9 protein-coding genes are annotated in these 12,047 nt (G+C 70.2%); 3 read left to right on the top strand and 6 right to left on the bottom strand.

What is annotated here, in order from left to right; genetic code table 11:
* Positions 1-104: 104 nt before the first annotated feature.
* A complete protein-coding gene (locus KBX34_RS04235) occupies positions 105-1,637 on the top strand; it encodes a hypothetical protein (RefSeq protein ID WP_210923404.1) in 1,533 nt (510 codons plus the stop codon).
* A 157-nt stretch (positions 1,638-1,794) separates the two neighbouring features.
* Here KBX34_RS04235 and rplI read toward each other — a convergent pair whose 3' ends face one another.
* The 4 genes from rplI to rpsF all read right to left on the bottom strand — a co-directional run bounded on the left by rplI (position 1,795) and on the right by rpsF (position 3,450).
* Entirely contained in the window at positions 1,795-2,241 is a 447-nt protein-coding gene (rplI, locus tag KBX34_RS04230) for a 50S ribosomal protein L9 (protein ID WP_088950772.1), read from the bottom strand.
* A gap of 14 nt (positions 2,242-2,255) precedes the next feature.
* Entirely contained in the window at positions 2,256-2,537 is a 282-nt protein-coding gene (gene rpsR / locus KBX34_RS04225) for a 30S ribosomal protein S18 (RefSeq protein WP_051723758.1), read from the bottom strand.
* A complete protein-coding gene (locus KBX34_RS04220; RefSeq protein WP_172862133.1) occupies positions 2,537-3,079 on the bottom strand; it encodes a single-stranded DNA-binding protein in 543 nt (180 codons plus the stop codon). Before KBX34_RS04220 ends, rpsR begins: the two co-directional genes overlap by 1 nt.
* A gap of 80 nt (positions 3,080-3,159) precedes the next feature.
* Complete coding sequence (gene rpsF, locus KBX34_RS04215; protein WP_036391391.1) at positions 3,160-3,450, bottom strand: 30S ribosomal protein S6; 291 nt, start codon at positions 3,448-3,450, stop codon at positions 3,160-3,162.
* A 635-nt stretch (positions 3,451-4,085) separates the two neighbouring features.
* On the opposite strand from rpsF, the gene KBX34_RS04210 reads away from it, so the two are divergent.
* On the top strand, positions 4,086-4,877 hold the full coding sequence (locus KBX34_RS04210) for a deoxyribonuclease IV (RefSeq protein WP_210923403.1): 792 nt from the start codon (positions 4,086-4,088) through the stop codon (positions 4,875-4,877).
* The gene (locus KBX34_RS04205) at positions 4,874-7,288 is read left to right on the top strand and encodes a hypothetical protein (RefSeq protein WP_210923401.1); all 2,415 of its coding nucleotides are present in this window, start codon (positions 4,874-4,876) and stop codon (positions 7,286-7,288) included. Before KBX34_RS04210 ends, KBX34_RS04205 begins: the two co-directional genes overlap by 4 nt.
* A 125-nt stretch (positions 7,289-7,413) precedes the next feature.
* Here the strand turns inward: KBX34_RS04205 and KBX34_RS04200 are convergent, their stop codons facing one another.
* Positions 7,414-8,922: a glycosyltransferase family 87 protein gene (locus KBX34_RS04200; RefSeq protein ID WP_210923399.1), complete on the bottom strand. Its 1,509-nt coding sequence runs from the start codon at positions 8,920-8,922 to the stop codon at positions 7,414-7,416.
* Between the two features lie 126 nt (positions 8,923-9,048).
* Entirely contained in the window at positions 9,049-11,883 is a 2,835-nt protein-coding gene (locus KBX34_RS04195; RefSeq protein WP_141911929.1) for a transglycosylase domain-containing protein, read from the bottom strand.
* Between the last annotated feature and the right edge of the window lie 164 nt (positions 11,884-12,047).

Genomic DNA, 12,047 nt, shown 5'->3' with positions numbered 1-12,047 from the left:
ATTTCGGTCGGGCCTGTGACACGATCGTCCCGTACTATCTCCAGCGAACGGCTACACCTGGACAGCGGATTCCGCTTTCGGTTCAGAAGGGTCACACTCCGGCCGTGAGTTACCGGGACTGGGGACGCGGGGATGGCAGCCCGCGCGAGCGCCAGCCGACCGCCTCGTGGGGTGAACGCGCGGCGTCCGTTCCGGTCGACCCGTACGACGAGGATGGGCGATACCGCACCTCCAGTCGGCGGCGTGCACTGGACCGGGGCCAGGACGAGCCCGTCGACGCCTACCTGCCCCGGTGGGCGTTGGAGTCGGGTGTCCGGCACGCTGACGGCGGCGGGCGTCACGCGGCACCGGACGAGGACGAACGCGAGCGGCCCACCTCCGGTCCTGGCCGACGCTCTGCCGAGGCGCCGAGCGGCCGAGGTCGGCGCAGCGAGGCGGGTTGGCGCGAACAGGCGGCGATCGGTGCCGGCCCGGACTCCGACCACACTCGGGAGTGGACGCTCGACCGCCCGCAGGACCAGGGATACGCCGGCCGTCGACGCGCCGACGCCGGGGAGGACGAGCCGGTCTCCGGTGCGATCCAGGACCGTCGCCCCCGCCGCGCCCCCGCTGGCCGTCCTCAGGTGATCTGGTCGGGCGGGGATCTGGAGTCCGCCCCGAGCGAGCCCGCGCCTGAACCGGACGTGAGCCGCCCCACCCGGCGTAGCCGCCGTGCGGCCGAGGAGTCCTGGTCCCGTCCGGCGGCCGACCCGTGGGTGCGCGGGTCCGACCGGGTGGCTGAGCCCGAGCCGTCGTACCCGCCCGCTGTGGATCCCTGGGATGCCTCGGGCGTGCACGCGTGGCCGCCGGCCGCCGGGGCGGACGGGACGGATCTGAGCGGGCAGTGGTCGGCCGTGGAGAGCGTCGGTGGCTGGGAGCGGTCCGACCGCACCGGCCAGTGGGAGCGGTCCGCGATCGAGGACGACCAGTGGGACCGTACGCTGCCGCCGCGCTCGGACCGGTCCGTGGCCGCGGAGGGTTGGCCGGCACGGGACGACGGGTTCTGGCCCGGCACTCGGCTGGCCGATGACGACCCCCGGTGGATGGATCCGGCGACGTCAGCGCCCAGGTCGCCGGTGGTGGGTTACACCGCTCCGCGACCGCGCAGTGCGCCGGTGCCGCGTGGCGGAGCGCCACGGCGTCGGCCGGACCGGCCTGCGGTCGGGGCGGCGTCGGTGCGTCAGCGGGTCGAGTCGGCGGCCAGCGGTGCCTTCTCGCGGCGCCTGGAGGACGATCTGCTCGACCCGGATCCGGGCGGGCCCTTCCGGCCATTGCTGTTCACTGCGGCTTGTTACCTGGTGCCGGCGATGCTGATCTTCGGTTGGTTGTTGACGTTGGACAGCCAGGCGCCGGCTGGTTGTGTGACGGACATCAGCGGGGGTGGCTGCGAATCGGCCCGGTCGCGCGCGTTGGAGTCGCTGCTCGCGGGCTCGCCGCGCTTCGGTCTGGCGCTGGTGAGCAGTCTGGTGGTGGCAGCGCTGCTGCGTCGGGTGGGTACGACGTGGCGCTCGGCGACCATCGCGCTCGCCGCGGCGGTGGTGGGCGGCGGCCTCTCCACGGTGTTGATCAGCGCGGTGACCGGCCAGCCGATCGGGTGACCTGCCCTGCGAGGGAGGGCGGCACCTACCGGGCGTCCGCCTGACCTGCCCGGCAGGTCAGGGGGCACCGACCGGGGCCTGGTCGGGCTCAGATGACGTACGCACGAAGGCCCGCACCGATCGCTCGGTGCGGGCCTTCGTGGTGGTGTTTCGGACGTCAGCCCTGAACGACGTTCAGGTTGAACGACGCGGTCACCTCGGGGTGCAGCTTGATCTTCACCGGGTAGGTGCCGGTCGACTTGATGTGACCGGGCACCTCCAGCCGACGCCGGTCGAGGACCGGGCCGCTGGCCGCCTTGACGGCGTCGACGATCTCGGCCGGAGTGACCGAGCCGAAGAGCCGTCCGCCGTCGCCGGCGCGGACCTTCATGTTGACCTTGAGACCCTCGAGCTGAGCCTTGACCTCGTTGGCGTGGTCGAGGTCGCGGATCTCGCGGGCCCCACGGGCCCGCTTGATGACCGTGACCTGCTTTTCCGCGCCCTTGGTCCAGGCGATCGCGAAGCCCTGCGGCAGCAGGTAGTTACGGCCGAAGCCGTCCTTAACCTCGACGATGTCGCCCGGGGCACCGAGGCCGGACACTTCCTGAGTCAGGATGATCTTCATATCGGTGCCTCCTCTCAGCGGGTGGTGGCCGTGTACGGCAGGAGCGCCATCTCACGGGCGTTCTTGACCGCACGGGCGATCTGCCGCTGCTGCTGCGAGGTCACGCCGGTCACCCGACGAGCGCGGATCTTGCCGCGATCGGAGATGAACTTGCGCAGCAGCGCGGTGTCCTTGTAATCGATGTAGGCGATCCCGTCCTTGTCGAGCGGGTTCACCTTCTTCTTGGGCTTGCGCAGTGCCGCAGCCTTGGCCGTTGCACGTGCTCCTGGTTTGCGATCGCGAGCGCTAGGCGCCATTAGAACGGTGGCTCCTCGTCAAAATTGGTGCCCGAACCGGCACGCGCGGGAGAGGGAGAGGGAGCAGCCGAAGCCCAGGGGTCGTCGAAGTTGCCTCCGCCGCCACCCTGGTTGCCACCGCCACCGCCGCCACCGAAGCCGCCGCCACCGCCGCCGGAGCGGGACATCTTCTGCACCTTCGCCGTGGCGTAGCGCAGCGACGGGCCGATCTCGTCGACCTCAAGCTCGATGACAGTGCGCTTCTCACCCTCGCGGGTCTCGTACGACCGCTGACGCAGCCGGCCCGACACGATCACCCGAGCGCCACGCTGCAGCGACTCGGCGACGTGCTCGGCGGCCTGCCGCCAGACGGTGCATGCGAGGAACAGCGGCTCGCCGTCCTTCCACTCGTTCGACGCCTTGTCCATGAAACGGGGCGTCGAAGCGACTCGGAACTTGGCGACCGCAGCCCCGGAGGGGGTGAACCGCAACTCGGGGTCATCGGTCAGATTGCCGATGACCGTGATGGTGGTGTCTCCTGCCATGACCATCTCCTCGCGCACTCAGCGTCTCGTCGTACAGGCTCGCAGAGCCGTACGACAGAGTCGCGGAGGCTGATCCGGACGAACCGGGGTTGGATGCTCTAGCGCATTTCCGGTCGGATGACCTTGGTGCGCAGCACGGACTCGTTGAGCCGGAGCTGACGATCCAGCTCGGCCACCGCAGCAGGCGTGGCCTGCAGGTCGATGACGGCGTAGATGCCTTCGGCCTTTTTGTTGATCTCGTACGCGAGGCGCCGGCGGCCCCACACGTCGGTCTTCTCAACCGAGCCACCCGCGGTCCGAATCACGTTCAGGTACGTGTCGAGCGACGGTGCGACGGTGCGCTCCTCGAGGCTGGAGTCGAGGATGACCATTAGTTCGTAGTGACGCAAGACGTGCTCACCTCCTGTGGGCTAAGCGGCCACGGTCCTTCCGTGGCAGGAGGTCTTGTGTCGCTGCCCGCACATGCCAGGGGAACCCGACCGGACGCGGACAACCTGACCAGGATACCCGGTCCGAACGATCATGCCCGGGGTGGTCGGGTCAGCGCCCGGACAGGATGACGGGGGCCCCCATTCGACCGTCATCCGGCCGATGGTGGACCCCCGTCTACGAGGCCGCGGGGCGTCTGGTCCGCATTCCTTGGGTGGGACCTGGGGAGGAACGACCACACCGATGAGGTTGGACCGAAGACGCCCCGCGGAGCTTTATCGTGTTGTTACCTGACGATACAACGGCACTCGTACCTTGTCGGAGGAAAAAGCACAAATTGCCGAAATTCTTGATCGGTGGGCGATCGCTGTGCGAGGGGTCCCCTCCGCCACGCCGGGCCGCACGGCGGAGGTGACCTCGCTGTCGGCCGTCGACCTCCGGTCGCCATCTGCGGGCTTGCGTCGCTGGCGGCACCGGGTGCTGGTCGCCGGTTCAATTCCATCAACGATCGTCGGTCCGTCCGGTGACGCGACCGCACGCGACACCGCCCCGGCCGTCACCCCGCCCGTCGGGGTCGCGACGTAGGCTCGCTCGCATGCGTATCGGAGCCCACGTCGATTCGACCGACCCGCTGGCGGAGGCGGCCGCCCGGTCCGCCGACACCGTGCAGTTCTTCCTCGCCGACCCACAGGGATGGAAGGCACCCAAGCCCCGGGAGGACGCCGAGCAGCTGCGCACGGCCGAGGTTGACCTGTACGTGCACGCGCCGTACGTCATCAACGTGGCCACCCTCAACAACCGCATCCGGATTCCCAGCCGAAAGCTGCTGCTCGGGCACGCCAACGCGGCCACCGCCATCGGCGCCAAGGGTCTGATCGTCCATGGTGGACACGTCAGCGCCGGAGACGATCTGGCCGTCGGCTTCGACAACTGGCGCAAGACCTTCGCGTACGCGGCCGACTCCGGCGGCTTCGGCGTGCCGGTCCTGATCGAGAACACGGCCGGCGGCGACAACGCGTGCGCCCGGCGACTCGACGCGCTCGCCCGACTCTGGGACGCCATCGGCGACTACGAGGTCGGCTTCTGCCTGGACACCTGCCACGCGTACGCGGGCGGCGAGGATCTGCTCGGCCTCGTCGACCGGGTCAAGGCGATCACCGGAAGGATCGACCTGGTGCACGCCAACAACTCCAAGGGCGCGTTCAACTCGGGTCAGGACCGCCACGACAACCTGGGCGGGGGCACGATCGACCCGGAGCTGGTCGTCGCGGTGATCCGGGCCGCCGGGGCCCCGGTGGTCGTCGAGACACCGGGCGGCGTGGAGGGCCAGACAGCGGACATCGGTTTCCTCCGCCAGCAGCTCGGGACGGCGAGCCCGGCAGCATGACGACCGGACAGCCCGGGACCGGGAAGGCCCAGCCCACCCCCACCGGCACGGACGCCGAGACCCGATCCGCCTCCGCCTCGGGCACCCCGGCACAGCCGGATCGCACCTCCGACGCCGTCTCCGGCAAGACTTCCGCGCCGACCGCCGAGACCACTGCGCCGATCGCGGGGGCCGTCACCGACCAGCCGCGGTCGAGCGACGGCGGCACGACCGGAGCCACCACGAGCGGCGACCCGCAGCCCTCGAAGGGTGGCGGCACCAAGGAGCAACCCGCCGGGGACGCCGCCACCGGTGAGGGCGACGGCCGGAAGGGCAGCGCGGCCACGGGCGGCACCGAGGGTGGCAGCGCAACCAGCGACAGCACCGCCAAGGACAGCAGCCCGGCCAAGGACGGCACCGTCAAGGCCAGCGATACCGCCAAGGCCGACAGCACCGCCAAGGCCGACAGCGCGATCAACGCGGGCAAAGACGGCGCCCCGGCCAAGGACGGCACGGACGGCGGCTCGGAAGACGTCCCGGTCAAGGGCACAGGATCGGGCAAGCGCAGGTGGTGGAGCAGGGGCAAGCGAGCGGGCAGGACCGACGGTCAGGCAAAACCCGACGGTGACACCAAGACCGATGAGGCCAAGCCGGACAACCCCGATCGTTGGGAGGCGTTCGCCTCCGCTCCGGAGCCGCGGCCCTCCATCGTCACCCGGGCGGGCGGAGCCGTCGGCCGGTTCCTGATCCACGAGTGGACCCTGGCCACCCTCGGCGCGTTGGCACTGGCTGTGCTGATGACGTGGCCGACGTTGCGCTATCCCCGCTACACGCTCCCGCAGGACTACTGGGACCCGAGCCTGCAGGCCTGGCAGATGGCCTGGTCCGGGCACATCCTGCTGGCTGAACCGGCGCGCCTGTGGCAGTCCAACACGTTCTTCCCCGAGCTGTGGAGCTTCGCGTTCTCCGACACCCTGCTCGGGTACGCCCCCGCCGGGATGCTCGGCAGCGGCCCCGAGGACGCGGTGCTGCGCTACAACATCATGTTCGTGCTGGCGCACGCGCTTGCCACGCTCGGGGCGTACGCGCTGGCCCGGCAGCTCGGGGCTGGCCGAATCGGCGCCGCCGTCGCCGGCGTCAGTTACACGTACGCGCCGTGGCTGCTGGCCCAGGCCGGGCACCTGCACGTGCTCTCCAACGGCGGGATCCCGTTGGCGCTGGCGATGTTGGCCCGCGGGCACGGCTGGTCACTGCGGCACGGTTACCGGCCCGAGCGCCGACACGACGGATGGGTCTACGCCGGTTGGCTGGTGGCGGCCTGGCAGCTCAGCCTCGGATTCGGTATCGGGTTGCCGTTCGCGTACTTCCTGGCCTGCGCGGTGATCGTCACCGCCGTCCTCTACTACGCGCGGCGGCTGCGCACCGGCCAGGCCGTGCCCTTCGGTCGCCGGTTGTTCCTCGCGGACCTGCTCGGCGGGTTGTTCTTCGCCGGTGTGGGTCTGCTGATGGCGTTCCCGTTCTTCAAGGTGACCGAGCTGCACCCGTACGCCGAGCGGACCATCGACGACATCAGCATCTTCTCGCCGCCGGCGTCGGGTTTCGTGACGGCACCGGCCGAGTCGCGGATCTGGGGTGGGTTGCACGAGGGGGCACGCGCAGCGCTGCCGTGGCACCCGGAGATGACCCTGCTGCCCGGGTTCGTGCTCTACGCGCTGGCCGCGGGTGGGCTGTTCTTCTCGGTCTGGCGGCTGCGGCACCGACTGCTGCTGCTCGCCGGAGTGCTGGTGACGATGGCCTTCGCGATGGGCACCCGCTTCTTCGACGGCACCTTCACCTACGTGCCGCTCTTCGAGCACCTGCCGGGCTGGAACGGACTGCGTACCCCCGGTCGGTTGATGTTGTGGACCACGTTGCTGCTGGGTCTGCTCGCGGCGGGCGCGGTCACCGCGCTCACCGACCGGGTTCGTGAGTTGACCGCGCAGCGGATCCCGTCGTGGCCGGGGCCGTGGCTGCGGACGGCCACCCTGCTGCCGCTGCTGCTGGTCGCCGTCGAGGGCCTGAACACCACGCCGCATCCGGTGGTGCCGACCCAACCGGCAGCGATGCGCTCCACCGAGGGGCCGCTGCTGGTGCTGCCGAGCAACCAGAGCCTGGACCAGCACGTGATGCTGTGGTCGACGAGCGGTTTCCCCGACGTGGTCAATGGCGGCAGCGGCTTCACTCCGCGCCAGCTCGATGACGTCCGTCGGGTGAGCCAGTCGTTCCCCGACCAGACCAGCGTCGACTACCTGCGCACGCTCGGGGTCCGCTCCGTGGTGTTGCTGCGCGGGCAGGTGGTGGGCACTCCGTGGGAGATCACCATCGACGCGCCGGTGGAATCGCTGGGCATCAGCCGGCAGGACGTGGGCGACGCGGTCGTTTATCGGCTCTGAGACATGGCTGATCTCTAAGGCGGATTTGCGGGGAGCCCACCCGGCTCCGGGCGGTCAGGCTTGATCCCTGCGCCGGGCGGGCTCCCCGCAAATCCTGACGTGGTCGGGCTGCGGTCAAGCTTGGGTCAGGTGGTGGTGGTGACGGGTTCGCGAGAGGGTTCGCTGTCGGCGGGCCGGCGCCAGCGGTCTACCCAGGGGGCATCTCGTGCGCCGTCGAGCACGCCACCGTCCGGGTCGTCCGGATAGGTCGCCCGGACCGCGTCTCGCTCGGGATGCAGGATCTCCTTGACGACCAGCACGCAGAGCACCACCACGGTGGTCAGCCGGAACGTCGAGGCCAGCACGAACACCCCCTCCGGGAAGACCGGACGGCTGGTCGCCGCCCCGAGCAGCTCTCCGTAGAAGGCGACGAAGTAGCAGACCTCGGCGATCTGCCAGGCCAGGAAGGCACCCCACTTGGGTCGGGCCAGCACCACCAGCGGCAGCAGCCACAGCACGAACTGCTGAGACCAGACCTTGCTGAAGATGAGGAACGCGGCGACCACCAGGAAGGCGACCTGCGCCAGCCGCGGGCGACGCGGTGCCCGCAGCGTCAGCGCGGCCACACCGAGACAGGCCAACCCGAACAGCGCGTACGAGATGGTGTTGAGGGTGGGGATGTTGGCGTTCAGCCACTCGAACGGCCCGAGTTGGGCGGCGTCGTTGCCGACCTTGCCGTCCAGGTAGCGGCCGATGTACCAGAGCGTGCCCCAGTCGATGGGCCGGGTGGTGTTCAGCTCGAAGAACCGGTCCCAGTTCTCCGGGTATGCCCGGGCGGCCGGCAGGTTCACCAGCACCAACGCGGCGATCGCCGTGCCGGTGGCGATGAGCGCGGCGCGGATCCGGTCGGCCCGCAGCGCCAGGACGAGGAGCGGCCCGAGCAGGAACAGCGGCCACAGCTTCGCCGCACCGGCGAGCCCGAGCAGCACACCGGCCACCGCTGGTCGTTTCCGAGCCCAGGCCAGCAGACCGAAGGCGGCCAGCCCGATGGCGAGCAGGTCCCAGTTGACGGTGGCCGTGAGCAGCAGCGCCGGGGCCAGCGCGAACAACGCGGCGTCCCAGGGTCGTCGGCGGCGCAGGGCCAGGATCACCGCCACGGTGGCCACCGCGAGGGCGCCCAGCACCAACGCGTTGAGGTTGTAGAACCACTGGGCCTGGTTGATGCTCGGGTCGCCCTCGCCGATGGCGTGCACCGGCAGGCCCAGCGCCCCCATGAAGTAGCCGGTCAGCACCGGGTACTCGACCGGGTGATCACGGTAGGGCACCTTGCCCTCGTTGAGCCCCTCGGCGTAGTAGAGGGCGAGGACGTCGGTGTAGCAGAACCGGGTGTACTGGACGTTGTTCTGCCAGGCGCCGTCCTGGCAGGGGGACTTCTGCACCCAGTGCAGCGCGAGCGTGAGACACGCCAGCGCCAGCACGATCCGGACCGCGGTCCAGAAGCGACGTTCCTGGCCTGCCGGCCGGTCCAGTGCGGTCGCGTGGTCGCCCAGCGGGCCGCCGATCGCGCTGGACATGCCGCGGACGAACCCGTCGGAGCGGGACGGGTGGTCGGTGGTACCGGCGTCGTCGATGCCGGGCGTCGACTGGGTGCTCATGAAGAGGCATCCTGCCGTACGACGGGGGTGTCCGTCCCGTCCCGGCGCGGAGATCCGGGTATGAAAACGCCGCCGCCGGCCGGGACAGGTCGTCCGGCCGGCGGCGGCGTCATGAAGCGGTGCGGGTCAGTTTCGCTCGGGTGGTAGGCCGGGCAGTAGTCCGCCACCGCCGCCACCGGGGTTGCCGCCCGGGTTGCCTCCGGGGTTGCCGCCCGGGTTACCCCCGGGGTTGCCGCCCGGGGTGCCGCCGACACGCGGGCAGAACGGGTCGGTCAGCGGATCACAGGTCGGGCCGCCCGGCAGACCCGGGATGGTCGGCAGCGCCACCGGCTCCTTGCCGTTGCCCTTGGTGACGTCACCCTCGCCGGTGACGCTGGGCAGGGGGATCTCCTCCAGGCCCTTGAGTGCGGTGTTCATGAACTTCTCCCAGATCGGGCCGGGGAGCGTCGAACCACCAATGTCCTTGCCGCTGGCGAGCCGGATCTCCGGCTTCCTCGGGTCCCGGCTGCCCACCCACACCGCTGTGGCGTTCTGCGGGGTGTAGCCGACCGTCCAGGCGTGCGAGTTGTCGTCCTTGTCGTACTCCCAGGTGCCGGTCTTGGCGGCAGCCTGGCGGCCGTTTTCCAGCGAGATGTTGTTGGGGCGCGGGATCTGCTTCAGAACAGCGGTCACCTCGTCGGCGACCTTCTTGGGAATCCGCTGCTCCGGCTTGATCCGCTCGCTGCCGACGACCTTCCACTTGCCGCTGTCCTTGTCCTGCTGCTCCACCTTCAGGACGAAGTGGGCCTTGATGTACTTGCCGTCGTTGGCGAAGGTTGCCAGGGCGTTGGCGTGGTCGAACACGGTGATCGGGTACTTGCCGAAACCGGTGTAGTTGTCGAACGGGTTCGGCCCCTTCTTCGACAGGTCGAAGGCCTGCGGCGGGTCGACGCCCCACATGGTGGTCACGCCGGCCTTGCGGGCCATGTCGACGACCTTGGCGGCGCCGAGCTCCTTGGTGACCCAGTAGAAGGGCACGTTGTACGACTGGATCGTCGACTCTTCGAGGGTGCAGTATTTGCCGCACTTGAGGTTGGTACGGCCGGCGTTGCCGATCGCGACATCGGAGCCCTCGGGCTTGTACGGCGTGGGGTCCCAGTGCGACTTGACCGAGATGCCGGCCTCGATCGCGGCGGCCAGGGTGTACACCTTCATCGACGAGCCCGGCTGGTGTCCACCGGTCAGGTCACCGTTCTTGTCGGTGTTCTTGCCGGCGTAGTCGAAGTCGGCGCCGCTGTCACCGCCGTAGTAGGCGAGCACGCGACCCTTCGACGGGTCGATCGACACCACCGCCGCCATCAGGTTCTTGGGCTGGTCGTTGAGCTCGGAACCCTTCTTGGACTGCATGGCGGTGTTCTCGGCGGCGGTCTGCAGCTTCGGGTCGATGGTGGTGGTGATCCGGTAGCCGCCGTCGCGCAGCGCGTCCACGCAGCTCGTCTTGCCCTCCGCGCCGTTGTCGGAGCAGAGGCCCATCGCGTCCATCTCCTGGCGGACGTAGTTGATGACGTTGCCTTTCGGGCTGTCGACACCGAACCCGTTCCCGCCCTTCTTCGGCGCCGGCACCTTGGGGTACTCGGTGGGCGAAGCGGGCTGCCCGGGGGCGTCCAGCCAGCCCTCCTTCTTCATGCCGGCGATCACGTAGTCCCACCGTGACCTGGCGTCGGTCGCGTTGACCGCGGGGTCGAACCCCTGGTGGGTCTCGCTCGGCACCGGCTGCTTGATGACCGCCGCGAGCACCGCACCCTCGCCCACGGTCAGGTCCTTCGCCGCCTTGTTGAAGTACGTCTGCGCCGCGGCCTCGATGCCGTAGGCACCGCGTCCGAAGTAGATCACGTTGAGGTAGTGCTGCATGATCTCCGGCTTGTCGTACTGCTCGCTCAGCTTGGAGGCGAGGATGGCCTCCTTCACCTTCCGGCCGTACGAGTCGTCCTGGAGGTTCTCGAACGCGTTGCGCGCGTACTGCTGGGTGATGGTCGAGGCGCCCTGCTTGTCACCGCCGGAGACGTTGTTCCACGCGGCTCGGACGATGCCCTTGTAGTCGACGCCGGAGTGCCGGTAGAAGTTGCGGTCCTCGGCTGCCGCCACCGCGTGCTGCACGTGCAACGGGATCTGGTTGATGGTGACGAAGCTGCGGTTCTCGCTGCCCAGCTTGGCCAACTGGGTCCTGCCGTCCTTGGCGTACACAGTGGTGGACAGCGGCAGCGGCAACTCGTTGGGCATGACGACGTTGGTCGAGTAGTAGGTGAACCCGACCACGCCGGCACCGGCGAGCATGATGAAGACCGCGACACCGGCGATCAACAGGTTCATCCGCTTGCGCTTCTTCGCCCGTCGGGCGGCGCCCGGGTCACCCGCACCACGGCCGCCCCGGCCCGGACCGTTCGGTCCACCGGGACCGCCCGGCCCACCGGAGACCGGCGAGACGCTCGCCCGGGCGACGGCGGCACGGCCACCCACCGACGCGGAGCCGACACTGGCCCGGCCCGCCGGGGCGGCACCGACGGCGGCGGCGCCGACCACGGCTCGGCCTGCCGGTGCGCCCGGCGCCGGAGACACGGGCACCGAGGCCCGGCCCGCACCGGCGCGTCCGGCGGCCACACCCGGTGCCGGCGACACCGGCACCGACGCCCGCCCTGCGCGGCCGGGGGTTGCCGAGCCCACCGAGGCGGAACCGGCCGCAGCAGCGCCGCGCGGCGGCACCGAGGCCGATCCGCCCACCGTGGCCCGCCCACCGGCGGCCCGTGGGGTCACCGAAGCGCGGCCCGGGGTCGCCGTGCCAGCCACCGGGGCCGACCAGCCATTCCCGCGGGAGTCACCGCCGGGGCGGCGGTATGCGTCGTCCGCGACCGGCCCGGGGTCGCCCTCGGGGCCCGAGTGCTGGGCCCGTCCACGCGCAGAACTGGGATCGCCGTACGAGTTCATTCCTCACACCCTGCCGGTCGCGGTGGGGCGCGACTGCGCCGCCACCGGGTTGCCGTGAGTTGCTTCACCCGGGAGACCGGCACGGGGGTGCCGTTTCACCGGGGGACTTGCCGTATTAATAGGGCTAATCGGACCAACGAGCGGTTGACCGTCCCGGGTTTCGT

Origin of the sequence: Micromonospora sp. M61, from assembly GCF_018070245.1 — a bacterium.
In the GTDB taxonomy this organism is placed as follows: Bacteria; Actinomycetota; Actinomycetes; order Mycobacteriales; family Micromonosporaceae; genus Micromonospora; species Micromonospora zamorensis.
This window is presented reverse-complemented; position numbering and strand designations above follow the sequence as displayed.